The sequence below is a fragment of the Paenibacillus sp. CAU 1782 genome, assembly GCF_054551715.1.
Window position 1 is genome coordinate 94,610 of sequence record NZ_JBTOLL010000014.1, and the last position, 20,958, is coordinate 115,567.

The 20,958-nt window shown below is 50.2% G+C and carries 18 protein-coding genes; 6 read left to right on the forward strand and 12 right to left on the reverse strand.

Annotated elements, in window-relative coordinates; genetic code table 11:
• Window positions 1-8: 8 nt before the first annotated feature.
• The gene (locus ACX93W_RS21270; protein WP_459394381.1) at window positions 9-959 is read right to left on the reverse strand and encodes an ABC transporter permease; all 951 of its coding nucleotides are present in this window, start codon (window positions 957-959) and stop codon (window positions 9-11) included.
• 38 nt (window positions 960-997) lie between these two features.
• Between ACX93W_RS21270 and ACX93W_RS21275 the strand changes: the two genes are divergently transcribed.
• On the forward strand, window positions 998-1,267 hold the full coding sequence (locus tag ACX93W_RS21275; RefSeq protein ID WP_459394382.1) for a hypothetical protein: 270 nt from the start codon (window positions 998-1,000) through the stop codon (window positions 1,265-1,267).
• Between the two features lie 250 nt (window positions 1,268-1,517).
• Here ACX93W_RS21275 and ACX93W_RS21280 read toward each other — a convergent pair whose 3' ends face one another.
• From ACX93W_RS21280 to ACX93W_RS21290, 3 genes are all read right to left on the reverse strand, one after another.
• Window positions 1,518-2,198, reverse strand: coding sequence for a DUF418 domain-containing protein (locus tag ACX93W_RS21280; RefSeq protein ID WP_459394383.1), 681 nt, complete (start codon window positions 2,196-2,198; stop codon window positions 1,518-1,520).
• Window positions 2,199-2,302: 104 nt separating this feature from the next.
• The gene (locus ACX93W_RS21285) at window positions 2,303-2,911 is read right to left on the reverse strand and encodes a GNAT family N-acetyltransferase (RefSeq protein ID WP_459394384.1); all 609 of its coding nucleotides are present in this window, start codon (window positions 2,909-2,911) and stop codon (window positions 2,303-2,305) included.
• 397 nt (window positions 2,912-3,308) lie between these two features.
• Complete coding sequence (locus ACX93W_RS21290; protein ID WP_459394385.1) at window positions 3,309-4,781, reverse strand: S-layer homology domain-containing protein; 1,473 nt, start codon at window positions 4,779-4,781, stop codon at window positions 3,309-3,311.
• 271 nt (window positions 4,782-5,052) lie between these two features.
• On the opposite strand from ACX93W_RS21290, the gene ACX93W_RS21295 reads away from it, so the two are divergent.
• The 3 genes from ACX93W_RS21295 to ACX93W_RS21305 all read left to right on the forward strand — a co-directional run bounded on the left by ACX93W_RS21295 (window position 5,053) and on the right by ACX93W_RS21305 (window position 7,229).
• On the forward strand, window positions 5,053-5,949 hold the full coding sequence (locus ACX93W_RS21295) for a manganese catalase family protein (protein WP_459394386.1): 897 nt from the start codon (window positions 5,053-5,055) through the stop codon (window positions 5,947-5,949).
• A 165-nt stretch (window positions 5,950-6,114) separates the two neighbouring features.
• Window positions 6,115-6,765, forward strand: coding sequence for a TraX family protein (locus ACX93W_RS21300; RefSeq protein ID WP_459394387.1), 651 nt, complete (start codon window positions 6,115-6,117; stop codon window positions 6,763-6,765).
• A gap of 245 nt (window positions 6,766-7,010) precedes the next feature.
• Complete coding sequence (locus tag ACX93W_RS21305; RefSeq protein ID WP_459394388.1) at window positions 7,011-7,229, forward strand: hypothetical protein; 219 nt, start codon at window positions 7,011-7,013, stop codon at window positions 7,227-7,229.
• Between the two features lie 181 nt (window positions 7,230-7,410).
• On the opposite strand, the gene ACX93W_RS21310 is transcribed toward ACX93W_RS21305, so the two are convergent.
• From ACX93W_RS21310 to ACX93W_RS21340, 7 genes are all read right to left on the reverse strand, one after another.
• Entirely contained in the window at window positions 7,411-8,709 is a 1,299-nt protein-coding gene (locus tag ACX93W_RS21310; protein ID WP_459394389.1) for a putative bifunctional diguanylate cyclase/phosphodiesterase, read from the reverse strand.
• 238 nt (window positions 8,710-8,947) lie between these two features.
• Complete coding sequence (locus ACX93W_RS21315; protein WP_459394390.1) at window positions 8,948-9,604, reverse strand: ABC-2 transporter permease; 657 nt, start codon at window positions 9,602-9,604, stop codon at window positions 8,948-8,950.
• Window positions 9,597-10,460: an ABC transporter ATP-binding protein gene (locus ACX93W_RS21320; protein WP_459394391.1), complete on the reverse strand. Its 864-nt coding sequence runs from the start codon at window positions 10,458-10,460 to the stop codon at window positions 9,597-9,599. Before ACX93W_RS21320 ends, ACX93W_RS21315 begins: the two co-directional genes overlap by 8 nt.
• A gap of 5 nt (window positions 10,461-10,465) precedes the next feature.
• A complete protein-coding gene (locus ACX93W_RS21325; protein WP_459394392.1) occupies window positions 10,466-10,837 on the reverse strand; it encodes a GntR family transcriptional regulator in 372 nt (123 codons plus the stop codon).
• 230 nt (window positions 10,838-11,067) lie between these two features.
• On the reverse strand, window positions 11,068-11,787 hold the full coding sequence (locus ACX93W_RS21330; protein ID WP_459394393.1) for a response regulator transcription factor: 720 nt from the start codon (window positions 11,785-11,787) through the stop codon (window positions 11,068-11,070).
• A 102-nt stretch (window positions 11,788-11,889) separates the two neighbouring features.
• Window positions 11,890-15,753 carry a response regulator gene (locus ACX93W_RS21335; protein WP_459394394.1) on the reverse strand — a complete coding sequence of 1,288 codons (3,864 nt, stop codon included), beginning with the start codon at window positions 15,751-15,753 and terminating at the stop codon, window positions 11,890-11,892.
• Between the two features lie 260 nt (window positions 15,754-16,013).
• Window positions 16,014-17,453 (reverse strand): HD-GYP domain-containing protein, encoded by a 1,440-nt coding sequence (locus ACX93W_RS21340; protein ID WP_459394395.1) that lies wholly within the window; start codon window positions 17,451-17,453, stop codon window positions 16,014-16,016.
• A gap of 249 nt (window positions 17,454-17,702) precedes the next feature.
• On the opposite strand from ACX93W_RS21340, the gene ACX93W_RS21345 reads away from it, so the two are divergent.
• Window positions 17,703-18,902 carry a foldase protein PrsA gene (locus tag ACX93W_RS21345; RefSeq protein ID WP_459394396.1) on the forward strand — a complete coding sequence of 400 codons (1,200 nt, stop codon included), beginning with the start codon at window positions 17,703-17,705 and terminating at the stop codon, window positions 18,900-18,902.
• A gap of 151 nt (window positions 18,903-19,053) precedes the next feature.
• Window positions 19,054-19,935, forward strand: a complete 882-nt coding sequence (locus ACX93W_RS21350; protein WP_459394397.1) for an aldose epimerase family protein — start codon at window positions 19,054-19,056, stop codon at window positions 19,933-19,935.
• 121 nt (window positions 19,936-20,056) lie between these two features.
• Here ACX93W_RS21350 and ACX93W_RS21355 read toward each other — a convergent pair whose 3' ends face one another.
• Window positions 20,057-20,740 carry a universal stress protein gene (locus tag ACX93W_RS21355; RefSeq protein WP_459394406.1) on the reverse strand — a complete coding sequence of 228 codons (684 nt, stop codon included), beginning with the start codon at window positions 20,738-20,740 and terminating at the stop codon, window positions 20,057-20,059.
• Between the last annotated feature and the right edge of the window lie 218 nt (window positions 20,741-20,958).

Consider the following 20,958-nt stretch of genomic DNA (forward strand, 5'->3'; position numbering starts at 1 on the left):
CGGCTCCGTTAAATGATTGATTCGCCGCGAACCCACTTGGAGCATTGGTTCGCCACAAACAGCAGGACTACGCTGACTACGGATTTCAGCATGCTGACCGCCGTCGCAAACGAGAAGTTGTTGCCTACCATACTCGTGTTGTAAACGTACAAATCAAGCACTTCGATCGTGTCTTTGTTAAGTGCGTTCTGGAATACGAAATATTGCTCCATGCCGTTATTGATAAAGTTGGCGATGGAGAGCAGCAGCAGAACAAAGAAGGTTGGCATGACGCCCGGAAGCGTAATATGCCACATCAGTCTTACGCGGCCCGCTCCGTCTACCTTGGCTGCATCGTACAGCTCCTGGTCGATGCCCATGATGGCTGCAATGTACAGAATGGCGCCCCAGCCGAGGCCTTTCCAGACGTTCCACAGCGTCATCTTCAGCCACATGTATTCGCCCGAGGCCAGGTAATTGACATTGCCGTCCTGGAAGCCCAGGCCGATCATGATTTTATTGATAAGGCCGTTATCGTAGGAAAACAGCATAAACGCTATCGCATAAACCAGTACCCAGCTAATAAAGTTAGGCAGCGTCGTTAACGTTTGCACCAGCTTTTTGTACCAGTTCGTTTTGATCTCAACCAGGAAAATCGCAAAGATAACGGGTAAGATAGAGGTTGCTATCCCCAATAAGCTCATGGCGAAGGTGTTGGTCATAACCCGCTTGATTTCGTCTAACTGATACGGGTTGTTGATGATGGACAGAAACCATTTGAAACCAACAAACTCCGAATCGCTGAGCGAAAAACCAACCCGATAGTTATAAAACGCATACGTCCATCCATACAGCGGGAAATAGCTGAATACGAGAATCAGCAGCAGAAATGGAGACGCATACAGCAGCAGCCGATACTTTTGGCTCATGGCGGTTTTTACGTTCTGTGGTTTTGTTTCTCCTTGCAGCGCAGGATTCATATAAATCCTCCCTCATTAATGATGTGGCAGAACTTCCCTTGAACACGGGTAAGCGCTTTCCGTTTTTCTTTATTTTAGCGAACTTTATTGGGACAACGGGAGGGAAGGCTGTTGCCGGATGCAGGAATTTTGTCGCCATTTCAAAAACATTTTTCATACCCCATCAAACAAAATTGCAACCGCATTCATTTTTTGCATGCAAAAAAGCCCCCTATCGCATCGACAGAATCATCCAAGCGAAGCGGGAGCTTCTAACCACTATGATTGCAAATGCGGCTTTGCCAGCAGTGAGGCCATTTGCCTCATAGGCGGCATGCGGCTTTGCCAGCAGTGAGGCCACTTGCCTCATAGGCTACATGCGGCTTTGCCAGCAGTGAGGCCACTTGCCTCATAGGCTGCATGCGGCTTTGCCAGCAGTGAGGCCATTTGCCTCATAGGCTGCATGCGGCTTTGCCAGCAGTGAGGGCACTTGTCTCATAGGCTGCATGCGGCTTTGCCAGCAGTGAGGCCATTTGCCTGATAGGCTGTCTCTCGGCTCTTACCGTCAGCTCAGTTTCCTCATGAGCAGTTCGACTGGTCCCCTCGCCATTTTTTTTTGCGCCAAAGCGACGAAAAGGCAACAACGACGGCAAAATAAAGCATGGAATACCCGAGCGCAAAAGGCAGGCTTTTGTTCTCCAAATAACCGATCCACTGAAGCAGCCCCAGCCCAGTGGACGCCCATTTTACGAGCAGCCAGGACATCGCCTCCGCAAGCAAGATGCCGCTTGCGGCAGCCACCAACAGTGGAAAGCGAAGCTCCTTTCCGGCCAGCCAGCCCTTCCTTCCAATCCAAAGCCCGGCCAGAAAAAAGCCCAGCCAAGGAAAGACAGGGTGAAACCCGTTAAAAAGCAAACTTCGGATAAATCCCGAAAAGGTCCACATATCAAGGTAGTCATGATAGCTGGAAGACCATCCTTCGCCATAGTCGAACAGGAGAAGAAGAACGGGAGAGATGGCTACCGAACCAAGTCCAAGCCCCAATACCATTCGGTCGGATGAGGAGATTAGAAGTGCGCCTACAGCTAGAAAAACGGCATAATAATGCAAAATATCGGCGCTCCAATCCATCGGCAGCAGCAGGACTCCGGCGACAAGTAAAAATAGCGCTCTTTTGAAAAGGCTGTTCCTGCTTTGCGAAAAGATGTGCAGCATCCCCTGATTGCCGCGCCCGGGCTGTGTTTGGTTTAACCTAACCATACACCTTAGGTCTGCCCCAAGGTCAATAGCGCCCTTTCATTTTTTCCATTCAAGCAAAACAACCTCCGCCGATTAGCGAAGGTTTGATGTTTGGACTACCTCTCTCAAACAAGACTTTTGGCCATTCTGAACAGCGATAGGGCCGGTTTGTTGACTTCACCCGTCACGCGATAACCCAGTCTTTCATAAAGCTTAAATGCCCCTTGATTGCCGCGCACCACGGTAAGCGAGCTTTTGCTGTAGCCTTGCGACAGGGCTAATCGTTCAGCATGCTTGATCAACATAGAGCCGACTCCAAGTCCTCTGCTTTCCGGCATGGTCGCCAATGTTCCAATATGGAACTCATCATCATGCCCTTCCTTTAAGCTAAGGAGCGAAAAGGATTCCGCGGGATGAAGCAGATGGTAGCCGATCAGGCCCCAATTACGAGCAGACAACAGCTTTTTGAAGGTTGGCCACGCCAGCCGATTCGCCAGAGTGATGGGATAACATGTGACAATGCCTAACGTTTGTCCCTCAAGTTTTGCTTCATGAGCATAGGCATGGCTGAATCGGTTGTTTCTCCCCTGCCAAAGCTTTCCCAGCGTTTGCTCCACTATGTTTTCTTCTCTGGTGCCTGCCAGAGCATACGCCATATGGCCAAGCGCCATTCGGTTCAGCTTTCCGCCCGCCAATGTTTTGCGGTCAGCTTGTTTAATAAAAATGTTCGACATCTCCATCACTCCTTGTCTAACGGACACCTATGGCCATTAAAAGCTTCTTTTTGTAAAAAAACAGTTTCTAACGGTCATTGGCGACCGTAAACACTCGTTTCGGCCCCCATAAACGCTATTTTTGAGCGCTAGTGGACAAAAATGACCGTTAGCCTCGACGAATTTAGTCTTTTGAGGCTCTGGCGGTCAGCGATGACCGTTAGGCCGCGGACCGGCCGATATTATGATACAATTTACTATCATATGATAATATAGTATATCACAACCTCATTAGATGCAACGGATTGCTTGTAAACCATGCAAAGCGCATAGAAAAACCGCACTTCCCAAGGGAAATGCGGCTGAATGGGTCGTTTTCCTCTTTTCAAAATGATTAAAGAGGAAAAGCTATAACCTGTTATGGAATTGGATAAGGGAACGGCTCTGGGAGTGTCCCGGGACCTGGATATGGCGGGTTTGAACCAGGATCAGTGCCTGGATCCGGGTTCGTCGGGTTTGGACCAGGATCAGTGCCTGGATCCGGGTTCGTCGGGTTTGGACCAGGATCAGTGCCTGGGCCTGGACCTGGGTTGGAATTGCTGATAACTTCCTTCTCTACCCAATTGCCCGCAGGAATCAATACTTCATCGTCCTGGTTTTTTAGTTCCTTGAAAATAACGCGGACAACATCGCCTACTTTGAAAGGCTCTGGCAGTTGTAACATCAAAACAGGATTACCGGACGCGGATGCTACGGAATCCCACATCATCGTAACGCCGGAAAGCGGTATAGAATAGGAATCTCCTTCCGCCGGGGTTACTGCGATGACGTCAACGATTTCGTTGATGTCCGTAACACTGCTGTAGCTGCTGTTCAATTCATCGCTAAATTGAATATTCAGGAGCCCGGTTCCCGCTTGAATATTCAGCAGGCTAGCTTTGTCGGTCTCGCCATTTTCAGGATCTTCTGTCGGCTGCTCAGACGTTGGCGTCGGCGTCGGCACTTGCGTTGGCGTCGGCGTCGGCACTTGCGTCGGCGTCGGCGTCGGCACTTGCGTCGGTGTTGGCGTCGACACTGGCGTACTTGTCGGCGTCGGTGTTGGCGTCGACACTGGCGTGCTCGTCGGGGTCGCCGTTGGTGTTGGCGTCGACACTGGCGTACTTGTTGGCGCTGGCGTAGACACCGGCGTGCTCGTCGGGGTGGCCGTTGGTGTTGGAGTAGGCGTTGCCGTCGGGGTCGCCGTTGGCTTAGACTGCGTCTCATAGACAGCTTTGGCCTCATAGGCTCCCACCACCAGCAAATCGCGAGTAGCGTTTGTTTTACCGCCGAATTTCCCGTCCGCGTTACCTTCTAGCAACTTCAATTGCAGCGCAAGTTCAACATAACCTTTTGCCCAATCTGAAACGGTGGAGTCATTTAGGCCAGAGTTGGAGGATACCTGATCTTCTACGCCCAATCCTCTGACCAAAAAAGTGGCAAGCTGTTCCTTGGTCACATCACCTGCAGGATTGAACTTGCCTTGGCCTACTCCGTCTGTAATACCGGCTTTTTTGACGGCTTCAATATACGGAAGCGCGTAGCCATTAGCAGAATCGTCCGCCTTTACATCGCTGAAGCTTGACGTTTTTACATTGGAATCCACTTCAAGGCCGAAAATAAGTGCCGCCACCTTGGCAAACTGAGCACGGTTCATCTCATCCTTCAGGCCAAATGTGTTTTCGGAAACCCCATCAAAAATTCCGGCATTAATCAATGCATCAAACTTTGCTTTTGTAGCTGCATCCAAATCCTTTAAATCCGTAAAATCCGCTGAAGTCTTCGCCATTACCGGGATTGCCGATCCCGAAGCGATAAGAGCGGCGGCCAAAATCGTCAGCAGCCATTTTTTCATTTTCACACTTCCCCCTCTATTCCCCTTGTTTTAGTTCGATACATACTTATTATCGGTGCGCGCCCAACAGAGATTGATAGGAAAACAAGCCTTGCAATGATTTTTTTCACATCAAAATAGGCAAAACGGCAATAAATTTCCAGCACCTCCCTCTCCGAAGCCGCTGCATGATTTCCGCTCCCGTTGCATAGGCATAAATAAACTCTTCCTTCCAATTTGGCGCATCCGTACGCCTTATAGCGCAATTGGAAACGAAAGCGGGGATTTATTTATGTTTTTAAGAAAAAACAAGCTGCAGGTCGAATTGCCGCCCTCTCCTTATGCCGATGCCAATGCCGCTGCCGCGGTTCAAGAATTGCTTGGAGGAAAGTTTGGAGAAATGTCGACTCTCAACAACTACTTATATCAATCCTTTAATTTTCGCGGCAAAAAAAAGTTCAAACCCTTCTATGATCTGGTGGCAAGCATTACTGCCGAGGAAGTCGGGCATGTGGAGCTGGTATCCAATACGATTAATATGGTGCTGACGGGCACGACCAGCCCGGGCGATCCTGACTCCACGCCTCTTCGTCCCGGCCTTGACAAGCGGAACAGCTACTTTTTCATCGCAACCGCGCAAACCTCACTGCCCGGAGACTCCATGGGACGGCCTTGGACCGGCGACAATGTGTTCAGCAGCGGCAATCTGGTACTGGACCTGCTTCACAACTTTTTTCTGGAATGCGGCGCGCGCACGCACAAAATGCGGGTATACGAAATGACGGACCATCCCACTGCAAGAGCCATGATCGGCTATCTGCTAGTGCGAGGAGGCGTGCACGTTTTGGCTTACGCCAAAGCGCTGGAAATCGCAACGGGCGTCGATATGAAGAAAATGATTCCGATCCCCAATCTCAGCAATGAGCATTTTGAAACCGCCCGCAAGTATGAAGCCATGGGTCTTGGCAATAAGCTGTATACGTTCAGCCCCGATGATTATCGGGACGTGGCCCTTATTTGGAATGGACAAAATCCGCTGACCGGCGCCAAGCTGGAGGTCATTCAGGGAGCTCCCGAAGGAGCGCCCATTCCTGATCTCGAGGAATTGCCGGAAGAATTTGCTCCTGGCATATCGCAGGAGGATTTTATGGAAATTGCGAGACGCCTCAAACAAAATGCAGGGTTATAGCAGCTCCCGCTTCAATCATTCATGATGCAACGCTTATTGACCTCACGGAAGGCTGCAGCCCTCCACACACCCTCAACCTCGGACGCCCACACCGCGCTTCGGGGTTTTCGTGCTCCCCCCTTCCCTGTGCTATACTTGGTTAAAAACAACGGATTGAGGGATTTCATGCAGCTTCTGGCCATGATCACCATGCTGATTGACCACATTGGATATGTTTGGTTTCCGGAGGATGCCGTTTGGCGCATTATCGGACGAATCGCCTTGCCCCTATATGCTTACTCCATCGTTATTGGCTACAGCCGGACGCGTAATATCAATAAATACCTGACCCGCGTAGGCGCTTTGGCGCTTATCTCGCAACTCCCCTATACGTTGGCATTCCAAGCATACGAAGTGAATGCGATAGGCACGTTGTTCCTCTGCCTCCTGGCTCTCGTGCTTCTCGACCGCCTTCGCGGCAAATTGGTGCTGCAGCTTCTGCTGCTTGCGGGTCTTGCCGTCTTAATGGAGGTTATTCCCTTTGATTATGGAGCCTACGCTCTACTTCTTGTACTGATTTACCGTTATGCGGATTTGCAGCTTATGGCGTTGATGCATCTGCTGCTAAACATTGCCGCATGGCTGTATTCGGACGGCGGCTGGACTCTCCAGTTTTTCAGTCTTTTCCCGACGCTGCTGTTGGTTTATGCGCCCGAATTTCTGAAAGAGATGGATAAGGTCAAAATTCCAAGGATGCTCTGGCGCAGCTTTTATCCCGCCCACCTTGCCGCAATTGCCGTTATTTATGTGACGATCAATGGCCATTTTCTTCAATAGCGGCCTGACATGTTTGAAAGGTTGATGACATGTTTAGTATAGTTAAGGACCTTATTTCCCAAAATTGATTAACGGGTTAATCATTATTCGCAGCGCCATTTTTAACCGACTTTTCCACCTGATTTTTCGGGAAATAATTTGTTAGGAAAGTATTAGTAAAGTAAACATTATCCTGACGAGTGCTTCATAAGGTGCTAAAATGTTCCCGTTATAATGGGGAAAACAAAGTCGGAGGTGATGATGCCATGATGCGAATTATAACCTTCAAAGATCGTTCCGTTCCGGTTTATTTTAATCAAGAAGGAACTGCATCAGTTGAATTGCTTCATCATAAATTGTACGAGATGGAACTTGATTTTTCGTTCAGAAAAAAATGGAAAAGAATTAAATCGGTCGAAATGGTACGCGATGTCGCCATCTTCCAATACAATGACGGAACAAAGCTTTATCTGGAGGTCAGCTAACGACAGGCTTCAGCTTCATCCATCACACCTCTTTATCGCTTGCCTTATCTCGATGGCTCATGCCAGTGGGATAAGGCAAGCGTTTTTTCGTATGCAGCTATATAGAAAAATCCCTTACATTCGATTATGTCTCGAACGTAAGGGATTTATTGCGGCTCTCGCCTGCAAAGGATGAGACTGCTTAAACATGCACAAATGCTTTCTTTTCCATTCGCCTCAGACCATTCTTTTCCCAGACCACCGGCTCTCCTAACAGATGGCCCTGCACGTAATGACAGCCCCATTCCTTGAGCAGATGATATTGCGCTTCATATTCCACGCCTTCGGCGACAACCTCCATGCCCAGCTTGCGCACCAGCCCGATGATGGATTCCACAATATGATGCTCTGCGCCTAACAAATCAATCTGGCTAACAAATGTCTTATCTATTTTCAGACACTGAAATGGAAGCTGCTTCAATGTGTTGTACGATGAATAGCCGACGCCAAAGTCATCCAGAGCAATACGGACGCCCGCAGCGCGCAGTCTGCTTAAAACAGCCACTGCAAGCTCGAAGGAACGACAAATGACGCTTTCCGTAATTTCAAGCTCGATCGAAGAGGGACTTATCTTGAATTCCTCCAGCGTGTTTAGTACGGTTGCCGCAAATCCCGGGTCCAGCAGCTGGACTGTGGAAACATTCAAGGACATAACCAATCCCTGGTCGCCTGTTTCGCTCAACATCCTGCATACCTCGCGCAGCACCCATTCCCCGATCGGCACAATTAAACCGTTATGCTCCGCGATGGGAATAAACTCCTGAGGGGCGACCAATCCCAGCTCGGGGTGATTCCAGCGAATAAGCGCTTCATACCCTCTGAGGCTGCCATCTTTTATGGTCACAATAGGCTGATATCGAAGATGAAACTGCCCCGTGATCAAGGCCGGACGAAGCCCTGTCTCCAGCATCAGCTTCCGGCTTAGCTTATTGGAATGTTCGGGATTGTAAAATAACGCCTTGTTTCCTCCATGCTCCTTCGCCTGATACAGCGCCGACTCCGCTCGGCACAGCAGCTCTTCTCCGCCCATGCCGTCCTGCGGGTACAGGCTTACGCCGATGCTGGCGGTCAGATAGAGCTCCTGGGCGCCGTCTTGCACGGGGCGCTCCACTGTGTTTTTCAGCATTTCAACCATGCCCCAGTAGTAAGAATTCGCTTCATCAACCGGAACAATCGCCAAAAAGGTATTGCCTTCCATTCGTTTTATCACGGCTTGAACAGCCCCAGATATGTGTGTTGCCGCATCGTTTAGCCGCTTGCTTGCGACACTAAGCACTACATTGCCGAATTCCGTACCTCTGGTTTCGTTAACCCGATAAAACCGATCCAAATCAATAAGAGCGATAAGCAACCGTTTCCCTGTGGCCTGATTGTGGTTGATCGCAAGATTGAGCCTGACGCAAGCTCCCATGCGACCAAGCGCATCAATGGCGCTCTCCATGTGTTTTTCGTTCTCCCTCCATTTTTAATCTTTCAATAGATGCCGTTCCTGTTGTATTGAGTTTATAATGTCATAGATCTATTAGAAAAATGCCGAAACTTTTCTTAGATGTTTGTTAGGTTGAGCTAACTTTCAGGAAAAACAGAAGAGTTTTCGCTAATCTGTTAGCCCGAATTTCGTTTAGGGTCCCCAATGAAAAAAACCTGCCCAGCCATAAGCCGGAGCAGGTTTGCGGTACTTAAGCCAACTCTCTCCTTGAATAAAAGGAGATGGAAACCCAGATCGAAATGACAAGAATAAACAGAACCGGAATCATAGCAAACCAGGCCAGTTCCAGCATAGACACGCTATTCAAAAAAGGAAAGGTTTTCTTCAGCCAGGCGCCGGCATACTCATTTACCGCAAGACCAAATGTCCCGAAAAACAATACAAAATAAACAATGGTGCTTATAAAGCGCGATTTTAAATAACCAAATTTAAACACGATGGGCAAATTGAAGGAATACATCAAGGTAACAACAATCAATGCCATCAAAACGGATGTAGTTGACCAATCGCTTATCTGTATAATGGAGCCCGCCCCTGCTGCGCCCATAACAACAGCCAACAGCAATTTAAGCCCAATAACGAATCCGGCCAATACATAAACCATGACATATTTGCTCAGTACGATCGTTGCGCGCTTTAGCGGCAGGCTGTTCAAAAAAATGCCCGCTTCGCTTTTCTCCTCCAGCGCAAAAGAGTTAAAGGTTACAATATAAGTGACACCCAGAAGCGCTATGACCAAAGTAGCTTCATCAAAAGGAGAGGAGGCGAGAAAAAAAATAATAAATGCCATATAAAACATATTGGCTCGTTTTTGCAGGAGCAAATCCTTTTTTAACAAATTAAACATGCTGCTCCCTCCTTGTATAAAAAAGCATAATTTCCTCGAGATTAGGTTTTTCGATCAATACAGCATCTCCTAGTTCCCTCTTGACTCTTGCCCGGTCATCGACCAACGCCTCAAAGCCGTAGCTGTTTTTCTTTACGCCGATGCACAACTCCTGAAGAAGCGGGAGCTGGCGCAAATCGCCCTTCACAACTCCATATCGATCCGCCAACGCATCCTTCGGCTTGGTAAAGAGCAAGCTCCCGTTATGCAGCAGCGTGATATAATCAGCAATTTTGTCCAGATCGGACGTAATATGTGTAGACAGCAAAATGGCTTTTTGCTCATCCTGCATCACCGCCATCAATATATCCAGCAGCTCGCTCCGCACCAGCGGATCAAGCCCCGATGTCGGCTCATCCATAATTAACAGCTCGGCGTGATGGGATAGCGCAATCGCGAGCGAAAACTTCATTTTCATGCCCTTGGATAATTCCTTGATTTTTTTCTTGAGCGGCAATTGAAACTGCTTGGCAAAATGCTCAAACTGACCGGAATCCCACTGGGTGTAATATTTGCTTATAAACTTCATCGTTTCGCGCAGCGACAAATCCTCATAAAAATGACCTTCGTCAAATACAATGCCGATTTTGTTCTTGATCTCCTGCTCATGCCGGATATGATCCATTCCAAATACCTTGATCTGCCCGCCGTCTTTCCTCACGAGATTCATAATGGCGCGAATCGTTGTGCTTTTGCCCGCTCCGTTAGGGCCAATAAAACCCATGATGCTGCCTCGCTCCAGCCTCAGGTCAAAAGGCTTCAGCTCAAATCCGTTGTATTTCTTGGATAGTCCTTTTATTTCCAAAATAGGCTCCATCTTCGTCACTCCTCATATAAGAGAGTCAACATCTCTTGCAGTTCCTGCAGGGTCAAGTCCATAAATTTGGCTCCCCGTACAGCTTCCATCAGCTTTTCTTCAATGATTTTGATTCGCGCCTCCCGATACAGCTCGGGATTTGTTGCCGCAACGAAGGAGCCCTTGCCCGCCACCGTCACGATAAACCCGCCTTGCTCCAACTCGTCATATGCCCGTTTGGTCGTAATAACGCTAATCTGCAGCTCCTTGGCCAGGTTGCGAATAGAGGGAAGCGGCTCCTCGGGCTGAAGCTCGCCCTTCATAATAGCCGTTTTGATTTGCTGTTCAATTTGCTCGTAGATAGGCGAATCAGCCGTATTGGATAAAATGATTCTCAAGCCATTTGTCACCCCCGTATATTCCGTTCATTCTGTATATTACCAATATATACAGTTATAACAGTTTTGTCAATGTCGCATCAAATTCGTTTTCAAAAAGTCCGGTTTTCAGTACCGAGAAGATGGCAAGAGGCTAGAAATGGAGGAGCGGACTACACAAAAAGGACCCAATCCCTCGTAAGAGAGATGGGTCCAATTGGCGTTTCCGCCGGCCCGCGGCCTTAACAACGTCAAACGACAGGCTGAGCCGTGTATTTGTAGCCGAAGCCCCACACTGTTCGAATCAAACGGGGCTCCTTGGGATTTTGCTCGATTTTTTTCCGCAGGTTAACGATGTGCACATCAATGGCGCGATCCGTTACAAAAGAATCGAAGCCCCGTATCGCGTTCAGCAGTTCTTCCCTGCTGAATACTTTTCCGGGATGAGTCAGGAACAGCTTCATTAATTCGTATTCCGAAAAGGTTGTTTCTACCCATTGCCCGCGCACAAGGAGCAATCGGCGTTCGATATCAAGCTGGATATGCTCGTCCACGCTTTCAGGAACGGCGGTTGCCTCCACTTTGGCGGCAGCCGTTTCATTCAGCGTCACATTGGAACGGCGGATGAGGGCTTCAAGCCGCGCTGTCAGCTCGTGCATGCTGAATGGCTTGCACAAATAATCATCTGCACCTGTTTTTAACGCCTGTACACGCTCCGAAACTTCGCTTTTCATAGAAAGAATCATAATAGGCACATTAGAGACGCTTCTGATTTCCTTGCAGACCTCAATTCCGTTCATATCGGGCAAAATAAGATCAAGCAAGACCAGATCGGGATGGAACTGATCGGCAAGCCGAAGTCCTTCCTCGCCGGCAAAAGCCTGCTCGACAGAATAGCCCTCTTCAGACAAGTACATGGACAGCATATTGCTCATCATGACATCATCTTCAATAACTAACACTTTATACATTGGCGTCACCCTCTAAGAATTGAAGATTTCTGTCGGTATTGTGGAGTATAAGTTAACTATACCGCACACAAACGTCAGGAACAACCGAATGTTAGAAAATTGTTAGATTTTTTTGTCGAATTCTGTCTTGGCTTCCTTAAGCCCTCCAAGCAGACGGTTCAGTTCCGATTCCAGTCTCTCCAGCGGCAGCAAATGTCCCGAAAAGCCATCATCCTCGCTATCCTTGAGGAAGGTCTCCGCCTCCGCAGTAGCGGCGACCAGCTCGCGTGCGGACAGATAACCCGCGGCCCCTTTCAGCGTATGCAGCATACGCAGCACGGCAGATTCGTCCTGCTGCTCAATCATCATTCTTAGGCGATTCATAAAGCTCTCGTAATCGATTCGGAACTGTTCCATCATATGCAGCAAAATAGGATATTTGCCGTTGACGCGTTCCAGCGCGCTTTCGCTGTCCATTCCCGCAACCGGGCCAATCTTCCGGGTTGGCGCAGCAGGGGCGCCCCCGCCGGAGATGCGGCGTTCGGCTCCTTCCTTGTCTGCGACGCCGTCTTCGCCTTCCGATTTGGGCTCCAGCCAAAAGCCCAGCTTGTCCCGAAGAAGCTCCGCTGACAGCGGCTTTGTAATAACCCCGTTCATGCCAAGCTTCATGTATTGCTCATGATCCTTTTTGACGACATTGGCCGTCACTGCGATAACGGGCAAATCCTTGAATTCCGGCTTGGAGCGAATGATTCGGACCGCTTCCGTCCCGTCCATGACGGGCATATGAATATCCATCAGAATCAGATCCCACGACTCCCGCTCCAGCATGTCCAGCGCCGCCTGCCCGTTCTCCGCCACGCTGACTTCGCATCCGCATTCCTTCAGCAGCTCGATGGCTACCAGCTGATTGATCTTATTGTCCTCCGCCAGCAGCACCTTGGCCGGTTTGGCTTGCGGAGGCGGCACGGGCTTCTCCGGCGCAGCAGGAAGTTTCGGCGGTTCCTTGCCTGCGGGAGGCCTCTGCTGGGCATCCCTTAATATCCGCAGAAGAGAATAGCGGGTAGCCGGCTTGATTAAAATCGACAACGGCCGGTTTTCCTGAGGCAGCTGGATCAGCTCGTCCCTTCCGAAGGTTGTTGTATACGCGATAACCGGGACGCCGGCTTCCTCGGCGATTCGATGCATCATAAGCCAGGTATCCGTGCCGTACATATCCGGCATCTCCATATCGGCCATCAGAAATTGCGGCCTTGCTCCCTTGCCGCTCCGCCTCAATCGTTCCATTGCGGTATGCCAGCTGCCAAAAGATATAACGGCGTAGCCGTTCTCTTCCAGCATGCCGGTCCAATGCTCCCGCATGGCATGATCGTCCTCCAGCAGCCAGATCGTCTGATCCTTGCCGAGTCTTTGCGCTTCTTCATGATCGGCGTAGCGATAAGGGTCCGCCGCAAACGTCAGCTCGAAGCTGAACAAGCTGCCCACGCCTTCATGGCTGGACACTTCCAGATTGCCTCCCATAAGCTCCACCAGATTTTTGGAGATGACTAGCCCAAGCCCCGTCCCGCCAAATTTACGGGTTGTGGAGCTGTCCGCTTGGGTAAACGGCTTGAACAGGCGATCGACCTGCTCCTGGCTCATGCCGATTCCCGTATCCTCGATGAGGAAGGAAACCGTAATGCAGTCCTTATTTTCATCCACCACATCCAGCTCCAGCTTGACGTGCCCCTGGTCGGTGAACTTGATGGCGTTCATGCAGAGATTCAGCAATACCTGCTCCAGTCGCATGGAATCCCCGATCAACATGACAGGGAGACGTTTGGGCGTTTTGATCATCAGCTCAAACTGTTCCTTGCCGCCCAGAAATACGCTGAGCTGATTGGCAAGCCGGCCCAGCAATTCATCCGGCTGGAATGGAAAACGCTCCACTTCGATTTTTTCCGCCTCGATTTTGGAGAAGTCCAGCACATCATTAATAATGCGCAGCAGAGAATCGGAGGAGGCGTGCATTTTGTCCAGGTAGTCTCTCTGAATATGGGACAGATTGGTTTTGCGCATAAGTCCCGTCAGTCCAATAATGCCGTTAAGCGGCGTGCGGATTTCATGGCTCATCAGCGCCAGGAAGCTGCTTTTTGCCTTGTTGGCTTCCTCTGCCTCGAGAGTAGCTCTCACCAGCTCCTCCTGAACCAGCTTCTGCTCCGAAATGTCCCGCGCAATACAGGAGTAGAAAAACTCCCCGCTTGCCTCGTCTTTGTGCACCACCACAATAATGGACACAAACAGGGATTCGCCGTTCGTTTTGCGGAGCTGGGTTCCGCTCTCCCAATAACCAAGCTCCCTTGCCTGAGCCGCTCCCTTCAAGAGATGCTCGTACATTTGACGCTCGGCATGACGCTGTACCTTGAGCGGTTCATCTTCCAATTCCGTTACGCCCAGCATCTCTTTGCCCGCCCGGTTAATATAAATGACCCTGCCGTGATGATCGATGGAAGCGATTAGGTCTTTGGCGGATTCCACGATATTTTGCAGGCGGTTCCGCATCTGCTCCACATGCCGCCGGTCGGAAATATCGCGGACCATGATCACGACGCCGCTGAAGACGCCGTTGGCATCTCGCAGCCCATTGGAGCTGATAAGCATAGGTGAGCGTTTCCCATCCTTATGGATGAAGGTCCATTCCCGCTCGTAGGAGAAGGATTGCTTGCGAAGCTCCTCAAACACGCCAATGCCGGGCCGGACTTCTCGTCCGAGCAGTTCCGTCAGCTTGCGGGCCTCCAGCTCGATTTCATCCATGTCCATAAAAATAAGAGGAGTCGCATGGCCATAAAGCTCCTGCGTCTTGTACCCCAGCATTTTTTCCGCAGCCTGGTTAAGAAACATGACCCGATATTGCTCGTTTAGCACAATAAAACCGTATTGGTTCTGATTGACGATGGCGTTCAGCCTGTCGAACATCTCCTGAAGATGCTCCATCATCCCGTTGACGGAATGTCCCAGCATGCCGATTTCATCGCCTTGCGAGGTGTCCAGATGCTGCACCTTAAATTGCCCCGACGCGGCTTTTTCCGTTACGTGGAGAATGCTTTCCAGCCTTTTGATAATCCGTTCGAAATAGAGGAAAAACAATACGCCGATGATCACTTCGGACAAAACGATTGTGGTCAGCGTGCGCCACAGGATGGGAGACAACGCCTTCTCCAGGTTGGAGATCGGCTCCAATTGGGCCATGCGCCATGGCGTTCCCGCCACCTTGGCAAAAAAGACGGTATAAGCGCCCGACACATCCGCGCGGCCTTCGTATGCCTTCAGCATATCCGCTGAACTGGCCTGAAGCCGGGGATTCCCCGCGATGGATGAACCAACGGCAAAGGCCGTATCGTTGCTGTACAGAATTTCCCCGCCATCATTGTAGAAAATAATAATGGAGTCCGTGTCGCTTTGGCTGAAATAGCGGTTCAGCGAAGCCGCGGGCAAGGAGCCGTACATGACTCCGATAATTTCCGTGCCAACGCCGTACACGGGCGCCGCGATAAAAGCCTGCTCAGCCAGTGAAGTGCTTGGACGATAAGGGTCCGTAATCACGACTTTGCCGGACAACGCATCCCTGTAGAATGGAGCCGACCTCATGTTGATTTCCGGCCCGTCGCTTCGGACAGCAAGGCCGTTTTTGCCGATATATCCTATAGCATGATAGGCGTAGCCGCTGCGATCCATCTCCCGGGCAAAATATTGAATTCGTTCCTCGGAGGTGCCGAAACGGACTGCGCTTGTCCGGCTCATCACTAACACCTCTGCTCGGCGAATATCCAGCCAGGAGGAAATATTGCCGGCCTGGCCGGTCAGCTTGCTGCTGATTTTGTCGCTTTCGGCGGCCATGATGGTTTTTTTGACGGCTGCATAATTGCCAGCCCCCGCCAGCAGCAAAGGAATAAAAGATATTAATACGATGAGAACCAGGCCTTTTGTTCGGAGCGATACTTTTGTCACCCTATGCTCCTCCTTCGTCGGGGGCTGTAAGTTGAACAAAAGAGTTTTAGCGAAGAGGGCCGCCATGTGAAAGGTCTTCCGATCGTAGTTGTTCCCAGATTTCCCTGAATAAAGGGATTAATAGTGAAATCCGGGAACACAAACGAACGCTTGAAACGTTCTGGAGGAACGTTACTTCGCAAGCCTATGCTTTTCTCCAAAACCATTCACATTCTGGCCTACCGCTTGTTTCCATTGTTCAACTTAAATAGCTTTTGATTTTATGTATCTAAGTTCATGTCGATGTCGCCATGGCGGGCGCTGCGGAAAAAATCTCCCTGTTGGCGAACCAGACGTTTCCATGCCTTGATGCAATGTGGATCAAAATGGCGGCCGCTTCCCTTGACCAAAATGCTCATGGCCTCCTCATGCGTCATGGCAGCTCGGTAGGAACGCGATGATGTAAGGGCGTCATACACATCCGCCACCGCCGCGATGCGTGCAGCCAGCGGAATTTGCTCTCCCGCGAGCCCGTCGGGATAACCTTTGCCGTCCCATTTTTCATGATGGGAACGGATAACCGCAAGCTCCTCCGGCATAAAGCCGAGCTCTCTGCACAGATTATAGCCCGATACGGGATGCTGCTCGATCACAGCCCGTTCTTCTTCGGTCAGCTTGCCCGGCTTGTTGAGAATAACGTCGGGCACGTCCAGCTTGCCGATATCATGGACGATCCCGCCAATCGCCAGCGCTCTAAGCTTGGAAGCGGGAAGGCCCAATTCCTCGCCCAGCTTGAGCGAATACATCGTGACCCGAAAATTGTGGCCGGCCGTGTAGGAATCTTTGGCCTCCGTCATATGAATCAATTCTTTTACGCGCGGCGATATGTAGGTTTGAATCCAGTCCCTGGGGTCCGCGCGAAACAACAGCCGCAAGCTGTCCGCGATGGAGCCCGTGCTCAAATATTGCTTGAAGATGCCTCCCACCACGACAATAACGGATGCCAGCAGCAGGAAATGGTATAGCCACCAGCTGACCATCCAGGTTGTGCCCGACACCATAACGAATTGCGCAACCAGCATCCATCCCGTGCTGTACACGATGGCGAGCTGAAGCGGGAAGCGGGATACCCTGTAGGTTTCCAGGTTGCGGTAGATAGTCGCCACGTTCATGACCGCTATAACGCTTGTGGCAATCCACGCGCTTAACGACTCATTTAAATAAAGCACGTGCAAAATTTCGGGCCGAATCCATAATTGCCAGGCGAACAGCAACAGAATAGCGCTCCATACCGGGAGCAGCCACTTCTGCCATTCCGCAAGCTTGCGAATGAGCTTGTGGTCCGCCGAAACGGAACTGAGCCATAGCCAGACAGAGGCCAAAATCACACTGAATTGCGCCGTATTGCCCGCAAGCTCGGAATGATGAATAAGAAATCCGGGCGTCGACAATCCGTGCAGAATAAACAAGGCGCCAAGAGAAACATATGCAAGCGATAAGAAGCTCACTTTAATATTCCGAATGCGGACGGCTACGATGCCAACCGCCATCGCCACGGCCACAGCCAATCCGGCAACCAGGCTGACGATGTAGAAATGCTCATGCGGAGCGTTTACTTCAAGATCAAAGCTTGAATAACGAAGTCCGAAATAACCGAGAAGCGGCAGCATAATCCACGCTGCCAGCAAACTATACATTCTGGCTTTTCCACTGCTGTTCATCTTTCAGTTCCCCCGGGTGAAGTAAATGCGGGGCTGCCTCCCTTCTAATTTTCCGGCCGCTTTCCATGTCGCTCCATATAAAGGAAGACGGGATGCCGTGTCGTATCTTGTCATTTTCCAACAATAGTATACCAATTCCGCAATACCGTTGACATATCCCCCGGCGTTTTTTTATTTCCGTTTAAGGTTTTTTTCCTTTTCATTTGATATAGTAGTTGAAGATGGAAAATTGAAGGGAGTTTATTGGGCATGAACAACAATGACTCGCAGTCGAATTCGAAGAAAACGGACCTCGACGACGCGAACAAGGAACGTTACGAATACGAAGGGGACGAGCAGGGGGGACATGAAGCAAACGCAAGCGAACCCGCTCAAGAGAATCAAAAGGGCGATTTGACAGCGAGTGCCGAGAAAGAGACGGCGGCAAGTGCCGCGACGGCAGCTCCAAGTCATTATTCCGCAGCAAACACGCTTGCGGCAGCAGCTCCTGCACGCAAAGGCAGCGTAGGCTGGATTGCCTTGTCCGCAGTGCTGGCAGTCGTGCTGGTCGTTGTTTTGATCAAACCTCCTTTTGGCGAAAGCAGCGGAGCAAGCGGCGATGTTGTAGCTACCGTTAATGGCACAAAAATCACAAAAGATCAGCTGTACGATAAGCTTGTTTCGGCTAATGGCGAAGCGGCGCTCGACAGCATCATCCTGGAGGAGCTGGTTAACCAGGAGGCCAAAGCCGCCAACATTACCGTGACCGATCAGGATATTACGGACGAAATCAATGCATTGAAGCTGAATTACGGCACTGATGAAGCGTTTGACAACCTGTTGCTGCAATACGGCATTACAATGGAAGACCTGCGCGAAGACATGGTCATTAATGCAACGGTTCGCAAAGTGCTGGAGTCTAAGACGGAAGTTACCGACGAAGAAGTGCAGGCTTATTTTGATGAAAACAAAGCTACTCTGGGCGGAAGCCAGGAGCAAGTGCGCGCCTCCCATATTCTCGTAGCTACTAAAGAAGAGGCTGAAGCGATTCTTGCCGATCTGAAAGCTGGCGCAGACTTTGCGGAGACAGCCAAAGCGAAGTCGACAGATACCGGCTCCGGAGCAAACGGCGGCGATTTGGACTTCTTTACCCGCGCCGATATGGTAACGGAATTTTCGGATGCGGCATTCGCTCTGGAAAATGGCGAGTTGTCCGATGTTGTCGAAAGCCAATACGGATTCCACATCATTAAGAGAACGGACTACAAAGCGGCTGTAGAGCCTAACTTTGAAGACAAAAAATCGGCAATCCGCACCTACCTGGTAGGCCAGGAAGTTAGCGGCCTGTCGCAAGCCTGGATCGAAGAGATTCGCGCAAAAGCAAAAATCACCAATACGCTGACGCCTGAAGCTTCCGCCGACCCGGCTGCTTCCGACGAACCGGCAGCTTCTCCTGAAGCCAAGGAATAAGAGGCAAGAGCATTGATACGGGGCCGATTGGCGCCGCCTGTGAAAAGGCGCGCCGATCGGCCCTCCCTCTTTACCTGCCTGTACAGATAAGGCACAATAGAAGTAGAAACGCCATAAAGTCATCAAAACGATAATGGAGGTTGCTTGCATCATGAGTCAATATGGAGTCAGGAGCTACGAGGAAACGTATACCATTTATGAATTGACGGAAAGCGGCAGCAATTCCAAGGTACTGGTGTGCCCGGAGCGCGGCGGCATCGTTATCGGCTGCACCCTGCAGGGACGCGAGCTGTTTTATCTGGACGAGGCTACCTTCCTTGATCCCGCAGCCAATATCCGCGGAGGCAATCCCATTTTGTTCCCCATATGCGGTCAATTGGACAATAAAGAATACCAATGGAACGGCAAAACCTACCCCATGGCCAATCATGGAGTAGCCCGTACTTCGGCCTGGAAGGTGGAAGGAACCTCGACAGAGGGCGGAGCCTCCATTACGCTGTCATTGTCCAGCAATGAGGAAACGCTGGCTTCTTATCCGTTTCCGTTCCAGCTTGTGTTTACGTATACGCTGGCGGAGGGCCAGCTCCATACCAGGCAGTCGTACCGCAACACGGGCAGCTCGGAGGAATTGCCGTTTTACGCGGGCTTCCATCCCTACTTCGCCATTGAAGGCGGCAAGGACATTCCTTATGCAACAGATGCGACAACCTATCTGGATTACAACGACAATGTGCAAAAAGCATATGGAGGCCGCCTTGATCTTGCAGGCCTGGTGGAATCCGTTGCCCTGCTGGACGCATCGGCCAACCAGATCTCGTTTCCGGTTGCACAAGGCGTTACCGTGAAGCTGTCCTATGACCCCATCTTCAAATATGTGGTGCTGTGGTCCGTAGATGGCAAACCGTTTGTTTGCGTAGAGCCATGGATGGCATTAACCGGAGAGTTGAATCGGCAGGAGCATTTGGTGAAGCTTCAGCCAGGAGAAACGCTGGAAGCCGTCTTGACCATCGGCTGCGAGATTTCACCGCAATAATCCACGTTGAAGAGACGATGACAAGCAACTGAGAGCATGCAAAAAAGGCCGATGGCGGGTTTTACACCTGACATTGGCCTTTCGTCGTGTATAGGGTATGGAATTAAGTTACAGGCGGATGTTAATCCTTTTTTTCCACGCCTTTGTTAGCGTCCATATTGTCCGTCGATTTCATCTGGCCTTCCAGATCCTTGACGTAATCGTCGACGACATGAACCTCGATCATGCAGTTATTTTTCATGAATTTAAAGACGCCGTTATTAAAGTCGGTTCCCATTTCCTTATAAAAAATGCCCTCATGGACATCATTGGCGGTATGATTAAAGCAAAGGCGAAATTCCGATTGATCCTCCTGAAGGTAGGCGCGTACTCCTTTTTCATAGAAGCCTTCCCGGTTCTTCAGCTCTCTGGAAACGGATATAATGTGCAGATCGACAAATGGAATTTCGTTCAGCAGAATGTTAATGAAGGAGCCCTTCGTAATTTCTTTCCAGCGGCTTTGAGCGGTCTGCCCCAATACCAATTGGGTTATGTTGTTTTTCTTTGCGACATCGCCGATGACCTTGGCAATAGGACGGGTCTCATTGTATTTGACAATAAACTGCTTCGCGCCATGTTCCTTGGCCAATTCCTTCCACTGCTCGATATAATGAACCTTCTCGATGTCGAGCTCGTCTTCTGGAAGCGGGTCCACCGTCAGCACATAAAAAGGACAGTCCAGCATATTGGCGATCTTTCCGCCGCGGCGAATCAAGCGCTCGCCGTTGGGGCCGTAGTAGACGCAGACAAGTATGCTTTCATCCATTCTTCCGTTCTTCAATTTAAATATTCACCTCATCTAAACTTCTTGTGCAGAGCGGCTTTTTGGCAATGATGCCGCTTCCGACATTGACTACAGAGTACAATTTTTGTTTGGTTCTGTCAATGCGATTAGTGTATACTATTAATGGCATTGTATTTCACTCGGGTTTAAATTGCGTACAGCCAATATGAACTCTGCACCAAACAAAGTACATATTAGGA